At 63.5% G+C, this 19307-nt stretch carries 8 protein-coding genes and 2 pseudogenes; 5 read left to right on the forward strand and 5 right to left on the reverse strand.

All coding sequences use genetic code 11. The features are described from left to right. Window positions 1-98: 98 nt before the first annotated feature. Window positions 99-1392: pseudogene (locus AB4Z00_RS23245) on the reverse strand (IS110 family transposase). A 154-nt stretch (window positions 1393-1546) separates the two neighbouring features. On the opposite strand from AB4Z00_RS23245, the pseudogene AB4Z00_RS23250 reads away from it, so the two are divergent. After that, window positions 1547-1894: pseudogene (locus AB4Z00_RS23250) on the forward strand (integrase core domain-containing protein); the annotation flags it as partial. Window positions 1895-2074: 180 nt separating this feature from the next. Here the strand turns inward: AB4Z00_RS23250 and AB4Z00_RS23255 are convergent. Beyond that, entirely contained in the window at window positions 2075-7843 is a 5769-nt protein-coding gene (locus AB4Z00_RS23255) for an MBG domain-containing protein (RefSeq protein ID WP_442047397.1), read from the reverse strand. An 11-nt stretch (window positions 7844-7854) separates the two neighbouring features. Continuing rightward, window positions 7855-9579 carry a ShlB/FhaC/HecB family hemolysin secretion/activation protein gene (locus AB4Z00_RS23260; protein WP_442047398.1) on the reverse strand — a complete coding sequence of 575 codons (1725 nt, stop codon included), beginning with the start codon at window positions 9577-9579 and terminating at the stop codon, window positions 7855-7857. An 837-nt stretch (window positions 9580-10416) separates the two neighbouring features. Between AB4Z00_RS23260 and AB4Z00_RS23265 the strand changes: the two genes are divergently transcribed. The 4 genes from AB4Z00_RS23265 (at window position 10417) to AB4Z00_RS23280 (ending at window position 16867) form a co-directional block, all read left to right on the forward strand. Further along, window positions 10417-11010, forward strand: coding sequence for an RNA polymerase sigma factor (locus AB4Z00_RS23265; RefSeq protein WP_442047399.1), 594 nt, complete (start codon window positions 10417-10419; stop codon window positions 11008-11010). Between the two features lie 31 nt (window positions 11011-11041). Further along, complete coding sequence (locus AB4Z00_RS23270; RefSeq protein WP_442047400.1) at window positions 11042-12025, forward strand: FecR family protein; 984 nt, start codon at window positions 11042-11044, stop codon at window positions 12023-12025. A 121-nt stretch (window positions 12026-12146) separates the two neighbouring features. Next, window positions 12147-14684, forward strand: a complete 2538-nt coding sequence (locus AB4Z00_RS23275; RefSeq protein WP_442047401.1) for a TonB-dependent receptor domain-containing protein — start codon at window positions 12147-12149, stop codon at window positions 14682-14684. Window positions 14685-14869: 185 nt separating this feature from the next. Further along, a complete protein-coding gene (locus tag AB4Z00_RS23280; protein WP_442047402.1) occupies window positions 14870-16867 on the forward strand; it encodes an Atxe2 family lasso peptide isopeptidase in 1998 nt (665 codons plus the stop codon). Here AB4Z00_RS23280 and AB4Z00_RS23285 read toward each other — a convergent pair. Both AB4Z00_RS23285 and AB4Z00_RS23290 read right to left on the reverse strand, forming a co-directional pair. Then, entirely contained in the window at window positions 16857-18596 is a 1740-nt protein-coding gene (locus AB4Z00_RS23285; protein WP_442047403.1) for an asparagine synthase-related protein, read from the reverse strand. The two genes, AB4Z00_RS23280 and AB4Z00_RS23285, sit on opposite strands and share 11 nt — an antisense overlap. Further along, the gene (locus AB4Z00_RS23290; RefSeq protein ID WP_442047404.1) at window positions 18593-19261 is read right to left on the reverse strand and encodes a lasso peptide biosynthesis B2 protein; all 669 of its coding nucleotides are present in this window, start codon (window positions 19259-19261) and stop codon (window positions 18593-18595) included. The genes AB4Z00_RS23285 and AB4Z00_RS23290 overlap by 4 nt, the downstream gene beginning before the upstream one ends. Window positions 19262-19307 lie beyond the last annotated feature (46 nt).

Consider the following 19307-nt stretch of genomic DNA (forward strand, 5'->3'; position numbering starts at 1 on the left):
TGCCATAGCAAACACAGGATCCAGCGGCGCCGAAGCAGCCGTGGTCCTCACCGTCCTTAGAATGAGATACGCACCCAGGTGGAAGGCCCAAACATTATCTACAGGGTCGCTTTCGCGCCCTCACGGCACTTGCAGAGAGGGGTCCTTCCACCTGGCATCCGGCCGTTCGATGAACGGCCGGTACTCTGTCCCCGTCTTGACGACGGCGTGAGCCACGCGCGCCATCTTGGCGGTGAGCGCCGTCATCGCCTTGCGGCGGCGATCGGCATCGTCCGCGTGCCCGGCAGTGTATCGTCCGAGCTTGTCGCGGAAGCTGTTGTCGCGCTGACGCGCGGCGACCTGAGCTGCCATCCAGAATGTACGACGCAATCGCGCATTGCCGTACTTGGATAGCTTCGTGCGACCGCGAAACGTGCCGGACTGGCAGGTTGCAAGATCGAGGCCGCAGAACTTGAGGAACTGGCGATGATGGTTGAAGCGGCGAAGGTCGCCTGCCTCAGCCAGGATCGTCAGGGCGTTGATCGGACCGATGCCAGGAATATTGCGCAGCAGCCGGTAATCCACATGCTCGGCAAGCCGGGCATGGGCGAGCCGTTCGATCTCGTCGCGCTGGCGTATGAGGCTGCGACCTTGCGCGATGACCATGCGAAACATGGTGATCGCGATCGAGTCCTCGGGCACCGGCAACGCCGCAGAACTGCAGGCGGTCTCATACACATCGTTGATCAAACGGGATTTGGAGACCTTGCGCCCGATCAGCGGCCATACCGCGGCAGAGAATTCTTCCCGATCAAGCGAGGTGATGCTGGCCGGGGTCGGGAACCGTTCGATCATCGCCAGGAACCAATCCGACCGACTATTGCCGGCGAAGCGCGCGATCTCGGGAAAATACAGGGGGAGGTAATGGGTCAAGATGCGATGCCAGGTTTGCGTCTTCATCCTGGAGATGACCTCGTCGGTCTTGGACAGCTCTTGGAGGTCGTTGATCCCAGCAGCGAGCGGATCGACGTAGCGCTGTGTGGCGCCGATCCGCAGCATGTGGAGGATCACCTGCGCGTCCTTGGAATCGTTTTTGTCCCAGCCATTATGGAGCGCTTCGCGGGTTCGAGCGAGCGCGACTGATGAGATGAGGCGCAGTTCGAACCCCGCGGTCAGCAGCCTGTGCGCCAGCGTGCGATGGTAATTTCCAGTCGCTTCAAATCCAACGACGATAGGACGACCGATGGCGGTGAGCTGTTCGGCAAAGCCGTCGTAGTCCTCCTTGGTCGCCATCACGGTCATACGTCGGCGCCGCCCGCCTTCCGGTCGCTCGATGAGAACCTCCTGCCGGTTCTTCGACATATCGATGGCTACCAGCACGGCGCCGGCAGGCGTAGGGATGAGCTTGGTCATGGTCGGTTGGCCTCCAAAGTGTTGTCTCGACAACTTCACTTTAGACACATGCTGGCCGGCCATGGCTTGCCCTGATGAAGCCGGCGGCCGCTTCGCGACCTTGTCTTCATCAGGGCCATAGCGGCTCCCGATCCGGCGTTTCCCAATGTGCTATGGCACTGAATTTACGAGCCGGGCGATGCTGCAATGGGCCAGCAAGAACAAGGTCGAGTGGCATTACATCGATCCCGGAAAGCCTCAGCAGAACGGCTTCATCGAAAGCTTCAACGGCTCATTGCGCGATGAGCTGCTCAACGAGGAACTGTTCGACAGCCTAGCTGACGCTCGCCGGAAACTCGCCGTCTGGCGCTACGACTACAACCATGTTCGGCCCCACTCATCGTTGGGAAATCGAACGCCTGCACAAGCGCGTCGGACGTTCGTGCAGGACGATAGCATCACGCCCGACGCGCTTGTGCAGGCGAGCGTGCCGCAATATTCAACCGCAAGACTCTCGTTATGAGCGAGGGACCGCCGGGGGGCAGGTCACCCACGTTATCCGATATTCCTGGCGTACCGACCCGAATGGCGGCATCGCCGTCGCCACGAGCCTGCCGCTATCGGACTGAGTCATCTGTCGACCTGAGTTCGGATGAGTGTCTTGCAAAAAGGGGCAGGGGAGCGCAGGCGCTCCCCTGCCCGGTTAGTGTTTAGCACATGGAATGCCGCCCTGCATTTGGCAGGAGACCAAAGTCATTGACGAGTCGGATTCGCTATCAATCACAGGGTTGAGACTGACGCTGTTGACCACTGGACGCAGGTTCGGTGTGAATATGTAAGGCAGAAGGTTGCCTGCAGTGCTTTCCGGTGATCGCGGGGTGACGGTGAGGTCGGCGCCGGTGAAGGTGAGGGCATAATTGCCGCCAGMCGCGAGSGTGCCCTGGGTGATGCCATAGGCGCCGATATTGCTGGTGGCACTTGCCGCGGTGGCCAGCGCACCGCTCAGGGTGTCGCCGTTGACGAGGCCATCGCCGCCCAGKGAGTAGGTCAGCGCCGGATTGGCATTGCCATAGAGGCGCGAGAGCGCATCGGCAGTGACGKTGAGGYCGCGCGGGGTGACGGTGAGGTCGGCGCCGGTGAAGGTGAGGGCATARTTGCCGCCAGACGCGAGGGTGCCCTGGGTGATGCCATAGGCGCCGATATTGCTGGTGGCGGTTGCCGCGGTGGCCAGCGCGCCGCTCAAAGTGTCGCCGTTGACGAGGCCRTCGCCGCCCACGGAATAGGTCAGCGCCGGATTGGCATTGCCATAGAGGCGCGAGAGCGCATCGGCRGWGACGGTGAGGCCGCGCGGGGTGACGGTGAGGTCGGCGCCGGTGAAGGTGAGGGCATAGTTGCCGCCRGCCGCGAGGGAGCCCTGGGTGATGCCATAGGCGCCGATATTGCTGGTGGCACTTGCCGCGGTGGCCAGCGCACCGCTCAGGGTGTCGCCGTTGACGAGGCCATCGCCGCCCACGGARTAGGTCAGCGCCGGATTGGCATTGCCATAGAGGCGCGAGAGCGCATCGGCAGTGACGKTGAGGCCGCGCGGGGTGACCGTCAACGTACCGGTGCCAAAGCTCACGTTATAGCCGTTAGCGCCGGACAGTCCGGACATCGTGATGTCATAGGCGCCAGCGTTCGCGGAGGCGGCCGCTCCGGTCGAGGCGAAGGTGGGCATGCCCGTCCAGTTGAGGCCGGAACTATCGCCTTGGTAGGCGCCACTGACGCCCTGGCGATAACCGGTGACCATGAACGCGAAATTCGGGGCGATGGTATCGCCATAGGTCTTGGACGTATTGAGCGGCGTCATCACCAGCGTGCCGGCACTTTCGCCGAAAACGTAGCGATTGCCGTTCGCCGATATGCCTGCTCCGGCTTCAGTAGCCCAGACTGCAGTGTTCTGACTGTCTAGACCGCCATAATCGTTGTCCAGCGCATCGGGAAGATAGACCAGCCAGCGACCTGCGGCATCGAGCGCCGAAGCTCCCGCCAGATTGATGAAGTTGCCGCCTGCGCTGAGACTGATATTGCGCGCCGTCAGGCTGGCGCCGGCGAGAATGGACAGGTCCCCGCCCGTGTTCACCGAGAGGTCGGCGGCGCTGGAATTACTGCCGAAGCTCGTGTCGAACGTGAAGTTGCCCCGTGCATTGATCGTGGTCGAAATGTCCGGATCGATCGAGGTGAGCGCGCCCAGGGTCGCCTGGACCATCGTGCCCAGATCGGAGAGCCGGGTCTGGCTGGTGGTCAGGTTCATGAGGCCGGACTGGACGGAAAGGCCGAGGAGATTACCCCGCGAATCGACTGAGACTGCGTCCCGATAATCAACGCCGCTCACCGTGGAAGCCCCACCCAGCGTCAGGGTCTGGCCGACGCTGCCGCCGTCTGCAAGGGTGCCTACCGGCAGGATGGTGTAGTAATAACCGTTCGCCGCAGTCGCCAGCGTGCCGCCCGCCAGCAGCGAGCCGCCGCTAAAGAGGTTGACGATGGCATTGGCCGCACCCACGCCGCCGCCGGTGTAAGCTGTGCCAGAAATCACCTGAACGCCGTCGGGGAAAAAGCTGGCGAGATAGGGATAGAGGCCATTCGTGCCGCCGGCAAAAGCAGAACCGAGACTCCCGGCGCTGCCCGACTGGAGCTGCGCCGTGGTGAGCCCGGTACCGCCGCCGGAGCTGTTGGGTCGACCGGTGGTTGCGACGTCCCAGAAGCTCGACTGGACAGTCCCGCCACCATTACTACCGACAAGGCCGCCCTGGCTCGAGCTGGTGCCGCTGACCGGTCCAGTGGCGTAAGCGTGGGTGAGAGCCCCCCGGTTGTTGCCTACGACACCGCCGACAGCAGAACTGCCGCTTACCTTCGAGGTCGCGTAAGCATTGCTGATGGCACCGTTCTGCGCCCAGCCTACCAGACCGCCGATGTTTTGCCCGCCGCTGACGGAACCCGATGCATATACATTGGTGATGAGGCCGGCACCATTGTAGCCCACCAGGCCCCCGGCGTTGTTGGCCAAGCTGTTGATTGTGCCGCTCACCGAGGCATTGACGATCACGCCGGCGTTGTAGCCAGCCAGGCCGCCTGCATAGCCGCCGCCCGAAATCGATGCGCCGGTCAATCCTATGTCGCGGAGGGTTCCGGTGTTTAGCAGATTTCCGATCAACGCAGTGTAATCGGCCGTGCGCGTAATCCGGAGATCCGAGATGGTATGGCCCAGACCTTCCAGCGTGCCGCCGAAGGTGGGAATGACTGCCGTGGTATAGGCGTTGGAGGCGTTCAGGTTCGTGGCCAGCGCGAAACGGCCCGTGGCATTGTTCAAACCGGCGAGGTCACTCATCGAGTAGAGAAGCGTATAGGCATCCCCGTTGATCGACAGGCTCTGTCCGCTGTTCGGTGCGGCGGTGTAGCTGATGCCGGCGCCATTTCCGAAGGTCAGGTTCAGAAGGTTGAACCCGCTGACCGTGCTGGTAGCGGTGTTCAAGGTCACTTGGCCGGCACCGCTTGCGACGATCGACTTGTTGATGGCGATGGCACTTGCCGCATTCAGCGTCACGGCGGCGTTGGTCGCCCAGCTGATGGGAGCAGCCACGGTTATTTTACCGCCGGCTTGAACGTTCAGTCCGCCATCCACGGTCAGGGTCTGGTCGAGCGTGAAATCGCCCGTTGCGGTCACCTGCCGGTTCAGCCCCGAAAGCGAAGCGTCCAGCGCGGCATGAGCGCTTGCTCCGAAGGTTGCATCAAGGTCCGACCAGCGCGTCCGGGCGGTGTCGATGAGGAAGGTACCCGCAATCGGGGCTTGGCCGGAGAGGTTGCCGTAGCCGTCAAGCGCCAGCCTGTCGCTGTACCGGAGGCTGCCGGGCGCACTTTGGCCGCTGAGCGTTACTGTCTGGCCGATGCCGGTGGCGCTTGTGAGCGTGCCGGCCTGGACGATGGTGTAGTAGTAGCCGTTGGCACCGGTCGAAATCGTGCCGCCGCCGATCAGACCGCCATTGGCATAGACGCCGACCTGCGCACTTGCTGCTGCGGCACTGTTCGCGTCATAGGCGGTCCCGGAAATCGCTTGCGCGCCATCAGCGAAGAAGCTCGCAAGATAGGGATAGAGCCCGTTCGTTCCGCCGGCGAAGGCCGACCCGAGCGCTATTGCCGCACCTGATTGGAACTGGGCAGTCGTGAGGCCGATGCCGCCGGCACTGCCTGACTGTCCAGATGTCTGCAAATCCCAATAGGCGTTTGTTACGCTGGCGTTGTTGTTGATGCCTATCAGGCCGCCAGCCGTACCGAAAGAGCCATTCGTTATAGTCAACGAACCGGTGGCGTAAGCGTTGCTAACTGTCCCCCCGTTGACATAACCGATCAAGCCCCCCACGGCGCCGTCGAAGCTGCCCGACACCGATCCGGTGGCGTAAGCGTCGGTCACGGTGCCATCAACGCTGTAGCCGATTAACCCACCGGCCATAGCGTTGAAGCCATTTGCGACTGTCACCGATCCAGTAGCATAAATGTTGCTTACATTTCCTTGGTAATTATAGCCAATCAGGCCGCCGGCGAACCCAAAGGACCCGTCCGTGACTGAACCGGTGCTGTAAGCGTTGTTCACAGTGCCCCGGTTGAAGCCGATCAAGCCCCCGACACCACTGCTAAAACTGTATTGATTGGTTACCGACCCGCCAAGCAGGCCGATATTGCGAACGACGCCGCCCGAATCGAGGGTTCCGATCAGGCCGCCAGTAGCGTTGGAGCTGTTGCCGACAACCGTCAGGTTCGAGATATGATGGCCTAATCCCTCGAGCGTGCCGCTAAAATACGGGATGACGGCGCTGCTATACGTTCCTGTCGATGCAAGATCGTTTGCAAGCGCATACCTACCGTTGGCATAGACCACACCAGTTAGGTCGCTCATCGAATAAAGCAGGCCATAGGCTTGGCCGTTGATAGCCAGGCGCTGCCCGCTGTTAGCTGTTCCGGTGTAGCTGAGGCTCGCTCCGTTACCGAAACTGAGATCGAGAATGCTGGCGCTTCCAACCGCCGTGGTGCCGGCATTCAGAGCCACTCCGCCGGCGCCGCTCACGGTAATCGGCGCATTGATGGCAATGGCGTTCGCGGCATCGAGGGTGAGCGTACTGCCCGACGACCAGGTGAGCGGTGCCGCCACGGTGATGTTGCCTGCCTGCGTGCCCCCCGTTCCGGTAGAGACGGTCACGTTGGCGAGGGTCAGTGCGTTTTGCAGGGTTGATGCGTTGATGACGCTGTCATCGGCGTTGGCGGTGAAACCGCCGCTGTCCGCGCCGTTTGAAATGAGAATGTTGTAGGGATCGAGCAGCAGCGTGCCAAAACGGCTGCCGCGCAGATCCGCGATGCCGGTGTAGTTCAGCAATCCTGCCGAGGAAACCTCCGCATTGCCGCCGATGCCGGAGCCTAAGCCGCGGGCGGAAAGCCTGCCGGCGAAGTCGGTGTGCCGGTCGGACCATAGAACGATTTCGCCGCCGTTTCCGGCACCGGTCGCGTCGGCCTTGACGCTGCTGGCGCCATCGGCGCTCAGCGTCTGGGCGCGCGCCAGCTTGCCTTGGCCCTTCGCCTCGCCGCCGATAAGGACGCTGCCGCCACCATGCGTGCCCGACACGTTGATGCTGGCGCCGGTGAGAGCGATCGCATCGCCGGTCAGCACCACGGTGCCACCCTTGCTCTCGAAGCCCTTGGCCTCGACCACGCCAGAAAGGTTGACCGTCGAGCGCGCGGCATCGACGGCCTGGGCGGCGCTGATGACCACCGCTCCGCCGTCGGCCACGATCCGGCCCGGCATGGTGATGCCGCTGTCGCTCGCGGGCAGGGCGACCTGGAGGAAGCCGTCGCCTTCCAGATCGAGCGTCGCACGGGTGCCCGCGCCCAGTGCCACTTTGCCCAGCGGCGCCAGAATCAGGCCGTTGTTGTCCACCTTGCCGCCGATCAGCGCGGCAAAGCCGCCCTTGACGATCGAGATGGTCCCCTGGTTCGTGACCGATCCGCCCCGACCGAAGACGTTGATCTCGCCGCGCATGAACTCCGCGTCGCCGAGGTCGAGCGTCGAGGCGACGAAGCCTGCCGCCTTTACAGATCCGGTTGGGGTGATGAGAATGCCGTTGGGATTTACCAGGAAGACCTGGCCATTGGCATTGATCTGGCCGGCGATCGTGGAACTGGTGCCCCCGGTCACGCGGTTGAGCAGGGCGGAACCGGCATTGGGCTGGAGAATGTCGACCCGTCCGCCGACGCCAACCGAAAAGTCGTGCCAGTTGATCACGGCGCGGTCGCTGCCCTGGGTGATGGTCATGGCGCCACCGGAAGGGGCGCTGATGGCAGCGTTGCCGGCGGCGACCTGTCCGCCGCTCGGAAGTTGCTGTGCTTTGGCCGTGACCGGCAGCAGGGCGGTGGAAGCGAGGAGGGCGAGCGCGAAATTGCGGTTCATGGTTCTGGTCCTCAGAACTGGGTCAGGATGCTGAAGGAGACGCGGTCGGTTTCGCGGCGGATTCCCTCGATTTTGGCGCGGCCATATTCCAATGTGGCGGAAACGCCGGCGCTGCCGCCGGATGTCTGGCCGTTCACGCGCAGGCCGAGGCCATAGGCGGTGGCGCCAGTATTGCTGCGTTCGACCACGGTGGGGCGCTGCAGATGGACCTCGCCATGCGCCGCAAAGATGTAGGGGGCCAGGCGCGCGAACAAGCCGCGCGTGTCGAGGTCGAGCGGAGCGAGAATCTCTCCGCGCACCACATAACCGCTATCTCCCTGAAGCGTGCCCGAATAGAGCGGGGAGAGGCAGTCGGCGCTGGCGATGCCGATTTGCTCGGCATTGGCCATCACCTGCCCGAACGCCGTTTGCGCGCGGCCGTTCGCTGACAGCGCAAGATGCGGCGCAACAGGTTGATCGATCCCGGCATCGATGGTCAGCTTCTGGAAGTCTGCATCGGTCCCGGCGCGGGAAAGCGGCTGGACCGGAGTGGCTTCTGCCGCCGAGCGGGCGCCCAGCGCGTCGATGCCGGACGAAAACTCCACTCGCAGGCGGGCCATGCCGTTGCTGGGCAAGGCCGCGCGGCCGTCGATTGAGCTCCTCAGCACGCGGAGGCGGTCGAGCGAGATCGGCAATGTCAGCGGATCGATGATCTGCACTCGTTCATTCTGGACGTCGAAGGTCACTTCGCCGACGAGGTTGAGAGCGCGGCTGCGGATGATAGGATAGTTCAGACGCGTTGAAAGCCGTTTAAAGTGCGTGCCGAATCCGGGCGCGGTGTCTGCATGGCGTGGTGCCGTTCGCGCATCCGTGCCCTCGACATTGAGACGCAGTCCATCATGGCCGATCGGCACGATGGCGCCGGCAGCCAGCATCCGGTTGCGCGGTGTCGGATCGAGAAAGCTGTTGTCACGGGTGACGTTGGGAATGCCTGCGGCGCGCAGATAGACCGTCTCGCCCGCGCCGAGTACCCCGTTGAAGGTCACTCCGATCGCGAAATTCTTGCCGCCAAGGGCGCTCGGCAGGCTGTTGTCTACCGACAGCAAAGCGTTGATCGGTCTATAGGTTCCTTCCACCACCAATACGGTACCGCCCGGCGTTTCGCCGGCGGCGAGCGTGGAGCGCAGGGTAACACCCGGCACGTCACCCGCGAGAAGCAGGCGGCGTTCGAGATCGGCCTGGGTCATGTCCGTGCTGCCTTCGAGAGCAGCCAGCGTTGCCGCGATGCGTCGCTGCACAGGGCGGGGCAGGCCGGTTACATCGACACGCTCGATAAAGCCTTGAACAGCTATCAGCTTGAGAGTGGCGCCTTTGTTAAGGCTTTGGGCTGGGACGGTAATGCGCGTCAGCACATGGCCCTGGCGCGCAAAATCCGCCTCCAGGGCGCGCGCAGCGATAAAGACTTCGGAAAGCTTGACCGGATGTCCGACAAGAGCCTCGCGCAGATTGGCCAAGGCCTTGGTGTCGAGATCGGCACCTTCGACGCTGACATCGCCTAGGCTCAGCTCGATTTCCTCGGCGCCTGCTGGCGCTTGCGCTCCAGGCCCTTGCGGAATGACGATCGGAGCATCAACCCTTGGCGGTGGCGGCGCGAAGGTCGGAGGAGTGATCTGAGAAGCGGTCTGGGAGTAAGCCAGCGAAGGAATTTCCAGTGCGATCATCATGATCGTCCCGCCAGCCGCAAGGCGCTTCATCATCGGTGTTCTGTCCTGTCATCACGTAGGAAGTCATTCCGATGCCAGGAAGGCGCCGGGCGAGACGAGATGGCGTCTCTCAGTCACGACCGCCGTATTTCACATCAAGTGCCAAACGGGGCGTTAACTTCTCTATAGATAGGAAAACGTTGATAAGGCGTAACATCGCGGTTTTTTGCCGTCGTGATCAAATGATCACGAAACGACCAAGGTATGGTATCCGTCGAATTACTCTATTCGGCGAGAGAGGGCTGCCCTGGCAGTGGCGTCTGAATGGGCTTCCCTCGGCGGCTGCTCGCGGGCTTCGGTGTGCATCACGAAGATATGCTGGGAATAGGGCATTATTGGGCAGCGTGCTGCGAAACTTGCAAAGATTTAATCCTCTCGCAGGCGCCGTAATGATACCTTGTCAATGCGGTGACCAACATTCCATTATGTCGATGCGAATTGTCGGCCGAATGGATTATTCGGGCTGCCGGGATGTATGTCCAGGCCGCATGCGGCTAAAGATCTCGGCACTTGCTCAAGCAATGAATCTTCAGCCCGGGTCCCGTTCTTTCGGAACTTGCATTGTGAGTGCACCTGCGTAGTGTCGGGCGTGCGCTTATTGTCAGCGTAGAGGCGTGCCAACTTCCTCTTGAAACTATCGCTCGGCGCGAAAGCATCCGGGCCGCTGGCGTGAATGTCCAGGCCTTCGTGGCTAAAGGCGCCGGTACTCGATTTCAAAACGTTGGCTTCGTCCGGTTTTTGTCGGGCGTACTCCGTGTGGAGAAAGCCCATGAAGATGGGCATCGAGAGCGCCCGCAACTTGCGGAGTGTATCAGCTGTGTACGTTGCTGAATGGGTATCGTCATGCGGCTGAACCGGGCATCGGAGAACTGTCCGGAAACGCGCGTCATCTGCGAGGGCGAGCCCCTGCCGCCGGAGGACCGGCTCATCAGGCGCGATTCCGACTGGCTCGAGGGTCTTTATCACACGCATCGTGACCGGCTCTTGCGTTTTGCGGTCCGTCATACTTCGGCCGACCGCGCCGCCGATATCGTCCAGCAGCTTTTCATGAGGCTTGCCGGACGAGGAAGGGACGATCCGCTCGAAGTCGTCGCCCCGGCTGCGTACCTGAGGCGAGCGACGATCAATCTCATCAGGGACGAGGCGCGCCAGGCGATTCGGCGCTGCGCCGAATTCCACAACGATGGAGTGGATGAACTTGAGGGTTTTGATACCGTTGCGGCCCTTGAAGCGAGGGATACTCTCGCGCGCCTCGAGGCGATCATGGCTCGCCTGAAACCCAGGACCCGGGAGATTTTTCTCGCGCACCGGCTCGACGGCTATAGTTATGGCGAGATAGCGACAAGGACCGGGCTGAGCGTGAAAGCGATCGAGAAGCATATGAGCAAGGCGATCGCTCACGTGTCGCGGCATTTGAAACCGTGATCGTCGCGGCGGGATCAGGGCCGGTGCCGCAATGAGCATCGAGCAGGAAGCGGCTGACTGGTTCGCGGTCATGCGCGGGCCCGACGCGGAAGCCTCGTACGCCGCCTTCGAGGCCTGGCGCATGGATCCGGCGCGCGCGCAGGCCTATGAAGAGAAGCTACGGGCCTGGGACACGACGATGTTCCTCGCCAATACCGCGACAGGCAAACGCCGTGGTCTCGACGGCGTTGGACAGCGGAAATTTGCACCTCAGGGTTGGGCACGGGCCGCAGCGGCATTCCTCGCTGTCGGCGTTGGCGCCATGCTGGCCATCAAGGTCGCGGGCGGTCTCGATGCGCAGACGGGCTCCCACCGGCTCGTGTCGGCGGCGATGGACGAGGCGCCCCGAACCATTCACCTTCCCGACGGGTCGAACGTCACCCTTGATCGCGGGGCGCGCCTGCAGCTGGCCTTCGATGAAGGAGGACGGCGGCTGCGTCTCCTTGCGGGCCGGGCACGCTTTTCTGTTGCTCATGATACGAGCAGGCCGTTCATTGTCGAGGCGGGCGGGGGGAGTGTCGAGGCGCATGGTACCCTCTTCGATGTCGCGCTCCTGCCGGGCGCCGCCGCCGATGTCTCGCTTCTCCAAGGCGCGGTCGAGGTTCGAAGCGTCCTTGCGGGAAGGCGGGGTGTCGATCTCAAGGCCGGGGAAAGCATTTCGTTTGCCGGTGGGACCCTCGGCAAACCTCGTGCCATCATCGCCGCAACGCTTCAGTGGCCGCGCGACATGATCATGTTCGACGGTATGGACCTCGTCGCCGCCGCCGCGGCATTCAACCTTACCAGTCCTACCCCTGTCGTCATCGAAGGCGGCGCGGCGGCCGGGATGAGGATAACCGGTTCCTTCCGGCGCTCCGATCCGGAGGCCTTCGCCCGGCAGGCAGCGCTAACCTTCGGCCTGGTGGTAAAGGCGCGGGAAGAGGGCACTCTGGCTCTGGTTCGTCCGGGGTCAGAAGAAAGTCAAAAAAGGCGGTAGGGTAGATTCCGCCGCATGCCGTTCCCGTCATGAAGGATCCAGCGAACAGCGGTTCTTCGGGATGGGAGGTCACCAAGTGCGTTACCGTTTTCTGGCGTGCTGCAGCCTGACTGCAGCCGCAATGGCATGCTGCGCCCCTGTCGCGGCGCAGCCCCAGGCAAGTGCCGGAGTACTTGAGCGGCAATCGGTTCACGTTCCGGCGCAGCCCCTGTCGAGCGCGCTTCGCGAACTCGGGCAGATATTCGCTGCCAACATCAGCGCCAATGACGCCGAAATCGCCGGTCGCAGTGCGCGGAGCCTTGATGGTGACTACAGCCTGGAAGAGGCGCTTCGCGTGCTTCTGGTCGGGACTGGACTGAAGGCGAGGGCGAGCGGATCCGGCTTCGTGGTGGGGCCGCGGAAGCCGAACGGCGGGGCCGGGGACGGGATCGTAGTCACGGGAACGCGCATTCGCGGCGCGGCCATTGCCTCGACAACCCTCACGTACGAGCGCGAGGCGATGCGCAACGCAGGGCAGTTGTCCGTTGCAGACGTCCTGCGCGCGATCCCGCAGAACTTCGGCGGCGGCCAGAATGCCGGCGTGGGCTATAATGTTCCGGGTGGGCGGGGCGTCGATCTCGACGGCGGGACGTCGATCAACCTCAGAGGGCTTGGCAGCGATGCCACGCTGACGCTGCTCGACGGCCGGCGGATGAGCTATGCCGGGGTTACCCAGGGGGTCGACGTCTCCGCCATTCCCTTCGGTGCCATCGAGCGCATCGACGTGGTTCCCGACGGGGCCTCGGCGCTGTTCGGTTCGGATGCGGTGGCAGGCGTAGCCAACATCGTCCTTCGTCGCCGTTTCGACGGTCTCGAAGCGAGTGCACGGCTTGCCGGTTCGACGGACGGCGGCAACTTCCAGCAGCAGTACGGCGCCACGGCGGGCCAGACCTGGCAGTCGGGAAGCGTGCTTGCCGCGTACGAGTTCGCACGCACTACCCCGATCGAGGCGAGTCAGCGCTCCTATGCCGAAACGCGTACCCCCGGGGTCACGTTGTCACCCTATCTGCGTCACCACAATGCCGCGCTCGTCGTGCGGCAGGATCTAGCCGCCAATCTCACCTTCGATCTCGACCTTCTTTACAACAAGCGCTGGTGGGAACAGACGTTGCCGCTCAATGCGTCCGGCGACCTTGCGATCAGCCGCGTTGATTTCGCACGAGGTTCGGAGGCCTGGGGCGCGGCGCCGTCGCTGAACCTCGCGTTGCCTGCCGACTGGCTGGTGACGCTCGGCGGCAGTTACGGCTGGAATCGCTCCGTGTTCGGCGGTGTGAACACGATCCGCGGAACTCGGAGCGAAGCCAGCTCCGGCGTCTATCGCAACACGACCCGGAATATCGAGCTCTCCGGCACCGGCAGGCTTGTCGAACTTCCCGGCGGCAACGTGAAGGCTGCGCTTGGGGGAGGATATCGTCGGAATGACTTCCGGCGAATGGGCTCGGCGCCCGGTGCCTCTATCGAGGCTTCGCAGGACAGCTACTATGCCTTCGGTGAGCTTGCCGTTCCCGTGTTTAGCGCGGGTCAGCTTCCCGCCTTCGGCGAGCAGCTCGATGTCAGCCTTGCCGCGCGCTATGAGCGTTATTTCGGCGTCGGTTCAGTCGTAACTCCCAAGCTCGGGATGATCTATTCGCCGACTAAGGATCTTTCGGTCAAGGGAAGCTGGGGGCGTTCCTACCGCACGCCGACGCTCTATGAGCAATTTCGACCGGCGACAGTCTTGCTATACGCCGCCCCGGTGCTGGGCGGAAACGGCGGCGGATCTGCCCTGCTGGTCTCCGGTGGCAATCCTGATCTGCGGCCCGAACGCTCGACCAACTGGTCGGCCACGCTCGATCTTCATCCCCGGGCCCTCGAAGGGTTCAAACTTGAAATCAGCTATTTCGAGATCCGTTACCGCGACCGGATCGTCACGCCGATCCCTTATACCGCGCAGTCGCTGTCGAACGCGGTCTATGCCCCTTACGTCACGCACGATCCGGACCCTGCCCAGCAGGCAGACGCGCTGGGCCGAGGGGCAACCTTCACCAACTATTCCGGGGCCGATTACGATCCGGCCACGGTGATCGCCATTGTTGACAATTCCAACATCAATGCCGGACGTCAGACGGTGCGAGGGGTCGATGTGCAGGCCGGCTATCAGTTTGATCTGGGCGGAGGCTTGCTGCGCACCGGCTTCAACGGCAGCTACATCGAAAGCAGGCAGCAGATCGCGGCCGGGCAGGCGGTCACGCAGATGGCAGGCACGATCTTCAACCCGCCGCATTTCCGGGCCCGCGGCGAGGTCGGCTGGAGCGACGAGCAGTTTTCGTTGCTCGCTGCGGTGAACTACATCGGTCCGGTCCGTGATATCCGCTCGGTTTCCTCGCCCCGGATCGGCGCCATGGCGCCAGTCGATCTGACCTTGCGTTACCACCTGGACAGGAACGACACGGGCCTGAGTCCCGCGAACCGGCGAAGTGCCCTGTTAGCCGGGATCGAGGTGATCGCTTCGATCCAGAACGCCTTCAACGACAAGCCCAGCCCCATCGCGGTCCGTGCCTATACCGATACCCCTTACGACAGCACCAACTACTCGCCTTTCGGCCGCGTCCTCAGCCTCACGGTGTCCAAAAAATGGTAAAGCTTTCTTCTAGCCTGCTCGCACTGGCGGGCGCTCTTTCTAGTGCGGGGCAGGCGCGAGCAACCTGCGACGACCTCCTTCCTTCGGCTCAGGCACTGCGGTCGCTGGAGTTGTCGCCGAAGTTGTCAACGGAGGCGCCTTCGGCGCTATCGTCGGGGTCGTCGTCCCGGGCATCAGGCCGGACCATGACCACGATGGATCTCGCCCGGATCCGCGATGTCGGCGACACCGAAGTGATTTCTAACCCCCAGAGCCCCTATGCGCTGTCGCCCGACGGGCACAGCATCGCCTTCGTCATCACCCGGGGCGACCCGAAGGCGAATGCCTATTGCTCGGCGCTGGTCGTCATGCCGCGCAGGGGCGGGGGCGCGCCGCGAATCATTGACCGCGGGGGAGCGATCCCGCGCCTCGCGGGCGTGTTCCGCGATCTCTACATCGTCACCGGCTTTCCCGACACGATCGTTCCCGCCTGGTCGCCGGACGGAACGTCGATCGCTTACCGCAAGGAAGTGGACGGCGTTGTCCAGCTCGTTTCCGCGAAGGCCGACGGAAGCGGCAGCCGCGTGCTCACCCATGAAGGCAGCAATGTCGAGAATTTCAGGTGGCTCCCGGATTCTGGCGGGCTTGCCTACTTCACCAGGCCGGGCCGGGACGCGGCAAGGCAAAGGATCGTCCGTGAAGCCCGAACCGGCTGGCTTTACGACAAGAGTATCCTGCCCATGCAATCCTGGGAGCCGCAGCCGTGGGCAAAGGATCTGGCAAGGACCGCCTTCGTGGTGGAACTCGCAGGTCCGAGGGTTCGCCAGGCGACGCCAGAGGAAGAGCGGATCATAAATCCGCCGCCGGCAGCGGGATCCCCTTACGAGCTTGCCGTTCGGTCTATTAACGGCGCATCGGCATGGACAGCGCCGGTCAATGACCTTCCCTTTGCCAAGCGCCGGGTCTGGGCGCGACTGCCCGGCAGCAGGGATATCGCCTGCAAAGCCGAGGGCTGCGCTGGCAAGATCGGCCGCCTGTTCTGGGAACGGGACGGCAAGTCCGTCGTCTTCCTCGCCCGCGAAGGATGGAACAGCGAGGAATTCGTCCTCTACCGCTGGGTGCCTTCCAGCAATCGCCTCACCACCATCCTGCGTACCAGCGATGCCCTGACCGGCTGCATCTTTGCAGGTGACGAACTCATATGCGGCCGCGAGAACGCCGCCACGCCCCGACGCATCATGGGGGTCGATCTTGCGTCGGGGCGCAGCCGCCTCATTTTCGACCCGAACCCGGAGTTTGCGAACCTGAACCTCGGGAAGGTCACGCGGCTCAAGGTTACCAGCGATCGCGGCTTTCCCGCGTGGGCAGACCTCGTGCTGCCACCGGATTACGACGGCAAGAGCAAGCTTCCTCTCGTTATCGTGCAGTATCGCAGCACCGGCTTCCTGAGAGGCGGGATCGGCGATGACTATCCGATCTATCCCATGGCCGCGAAGGGCGTCGCCGTCCTGAGCTTCGACCGCCCGCCGTCCGTAGGCAGCCAGGACCCTTCCGTAAGGACATTCGAGCAGGGCCGAGCTACCGACTGGAACGGCTGGGCCGATCGCAAGAACACGCTTTCTGCAATCGAGGCGGGCATCGATGCTGCCGTGGCCACCGGGACGATCGATCCCGAACGCGTCGGCATCAGCGGCCTCAGTGACGGTGCCTCAACCATCGAGTTCGCGCTGATCAATTCCCGCCGTTTCAAGGCGGCGGCCATGAGCACATGCTGCGACGATCTGCTGACCCAGACAGTGCTGGGGGGCTTTGCATGGGGCGAGGAAATTCTGCGGCGGGGCGTCCCGCCTTCGGTCGACAACGACCGGGAATACTGGAAGCCGATCTCGCTTTCGGTCAACGCGCGCAAGATCGATACCCCAATACTCATGCAGTTGGCGGACCGGGAGGCGTCGCTCGGGCTACCGGCCATCGGCGCGCTGACCGAGGCGGGCAAACCGCTCGAAGTCTATGTTTTCCCGGATGAGTATCACAACAAGTGGCAGCCAGCGCACCGGCTTGCAGTCTATGATCGCGCCATCGACTGGTTCAACTTCTGGCTGCGGGATCATGAGGATCCGGCGCCCGGGAAACGGGAACAGTACGCGCGCTGGCAGGAGCTTGCGCGCAAGGCGCCGAACGGAGGGGGTTCGATCAGCCCGTGATCGTGCGGGCCCAGATCTCTGCGTCCATTAACCTGACGATCCGGCTGCATTCTCGTCCCCTGAAGGGAGTCGGATCGTCCAGAGCTGCTTCGACGGTCGCGATATCGATCACGCCTGCCCCGGCCAACAGGCCGCCGAGCAACTGATCGCGGATCATCTCCCGGTTGGCCTCGTAAAGCTGCACGATATAGCTGTCCGGGATGCCCTTGCTGCGCCGCCAGATCACTTCGGGCGGCAACATGTCCGCGAAGGCACGGCGGGCAATGGCCCGGTTGCATCCGCGCTCGATCCATTGGTATGGCGCGAGCGACAGGCAGTGCTCGATGAGCGGCTGGCTCACGAGCGGAGACAGGACATTCAACTTCGCGCCGTGGGGGCCGTCCTCCATGAAACTCTGGGCGCCGATGAGCTGCGCGATTTGAGCAGACCGACCTGGCCGCGGCGGATTGCCGGCCGACAGCCAGGGATGCAGCGGTGAGCGGTGAGCTGCGGCGATGGCTTTCGGTAACAGCATCTGCTCGGCGGCGGGCCAGCGGTAGGGACGCGAACGTTCCCACGCGCGCCGAACAGCTTTTCTCGCTACCCGCCATGCGGACGCATGGGTGAGCGCCGCTACCTCGTTGCACGTGCGCCCGAACGCACGCAGCCCTTGCCGATCAAGCAGACAATCTGCGGCGGGCGAAGCCGACTGCAACGAGCAGAACACATTGTCGCCGCCGCCGCCGTCGACGATCATGTCGCATCCGAGCTCCTCTGCGATGTCTCCGGCGGTACGATAAAGCATCTGTTCGAAGCTGCGGGCGACCGGACGCGGCAGGTGGGTTGTAGCCGGCAAGTCCCACAACAGTGAGCCTTCATCCATCCTCCTTTCCGCAAGGGTGAGCGTGAGGCGCTCGCAGGCGGCCCGGGCATAGACGCGTTCGTCACCGGCCGATGCCGGGGCGACCAGGTTGAGGCATTCGGCGTCCCGGCCGCTGGCAGTCAGCGCAGCAGCGACAATCGACGAATCGAGCCCGCCCGACAGCATGACCAGGCATCGATCCGCGTCATCGGTTTTCGCCTGGACGCAGCGGATCGTTTCCTCGCGAAGCCTTGCTGCGGCTTCCTGCGCGCCCGGTGGCGCTCGCCCCGCAAACACGAAATCCCACGGCGACCAGAGGACATGATGCTCGGCCATGCCGCGAAGGAAATGGACCCGCTCGCCGCCGCGCACTTCGCAGACGTCTTTGATGCAAGTTTCCCGCAGCCGCATGTCGGCGAACACAAGTTGCCGGGCGACCGCGTCGTAGTCGACGGACCATTTACCTTCCGTACCGAGCTGCAGGGTGTCGATATCCGAGGCCAGATGCGCGTGCCCGTTGGCGGCTCGATAAAGACAGGGCAGCGTGCCGAACGGACTGCGCAGTACCGCCGCGCCCTCGGCAAGCGGTATCAGTGCGATGTAGTCACCCCAGTACTTGTCGAGCAGGTGTCTGCCGCCGCTATCCAGGATGTGCTCCGTCTCCGATCCGGGCAGCGACAGCACTCGCTTCGCGCTGGTCCGCGAAAACAGCGAGCCGAGAATGCAGCCCGATTGTCTGATCGGGATTGCCTTTGAAGGCGTCCCGCCTGCGGTGAGCAGTCCGGGGCGGTCCAGAACGACGGAAAGGCCGGCGCGGCAGAGACGGCCGAGGAGGCGGTGTTGCCGCGCCTCACCAAGCCCGATGGCGATGAGATATTTCTGAATCACAGTACCGCGATCGGCGTGTAGTGGGCGGCGATCTCCAGTCGCTCGTTGACCAGAACATCCCGCCACTGAACCCAGGCATGGGCCCGGAACGGCGGCATTCCGACAGCGATCACGATATCGGCGGGAATTCCGGCTGCATGGAGACTGCGCGCCGCCGCAATCGCATAAGGCAGGCACAGGTCATGGGAACCGAACATGCGGGCGCAGGCCTCCTGCGCACTGGCGACCGCAGCAAGAGCATGCCGCGTGGTGACCGGGCCTGTCTCTCCATCCCGTGTCGCCGCGGCCTTGCAGCGCGCGAGGGGCGCTGCGGTTGCTGGTAGGCCTCGCAGGCGCAGGCTCGCGCGCGCACGGAGCAGGCGCCAAGCAAGAGCGGCGACGTCACGTCGGCGCGAGGGGCAGGACATCTGGTCGAATGCGCTGCGATGCGGAGTTTCTGCAGTGCAGGGGGCGAGGCTCAGCGGCGCGTCGCCCGGGTCGATGATCCGGGCCCTTACCAGAATGTCCCGTTCGGTCCGCGAAATCGGATGACCTGCCAAAGCCCGCCTGAAAACATCCTCCGCTTTGCGCGAGAGGCCAAAATAGCGGTCGGCGGGCAGGTCCAGGAAGACGATGCGGTCTCCAAGGATGCAGAAGGATAGGCCTCTGCGCAGCGATGTCGGCATGATGCGTTCCCCGAGCGTGTCCTGGGCAGAAGGATGCGCGGCTCCC

The sequence above is a fragment of the Novosphingobium sp. YAF33 genome (genome assembly GCF_052113265.1).
Taxonomy (GTDB): Bacteria; Pseudomonadota; Alphaproteobacteria; order Sphingomonadales; family Sphingomonadaceae; genus Novosphingobium.

Coding starts and splice junctions, on each gene's coding strand:
- AB4Z00_RS23260 (WP_442047398.1), bottom strand. CDS start 9,579: ATGATGAAGCGCCTTGCGGCTGGCGGGACGATCATGATGATCGCACTG.
- AB4Z00_RS23265 (WP_442047399.1), top strand. CDS start 10,417: ATGGGTATCGTCATGCGGCTGAACCGGGCATCGGAGAACTGTCCGGAA.
- AB4Z00_RS23270 (WP_442047400.1), top strand. CDS start 11,042: ATGAGCATCGAGCAGGAAGCGGCTGACTGGTTCGCGGTCATGCGCGGG.
- AB4Z00_RS23275 (WP_442047401.1), top strand. CDS start 12,147: ATGGCATGCTGCGCCCCTGTCGCGGCGCAGCCCCAGGCAAGTGCCGGA.
- AB4Z00_RS23280 (WP_442047402.1), top strand. CDS start 14,870: ATGACCACGATGGATCTCGCCCGGATCCGCGATGTCGGCGACACCGAA.
- AB4Z00_RS23290 (WP_442047404.1), bottom strand. CDS start 19,261: ATGCCGACATCGCTGCGCAGAGGCCTATCCTTCTGCATCCTTGGAGAC.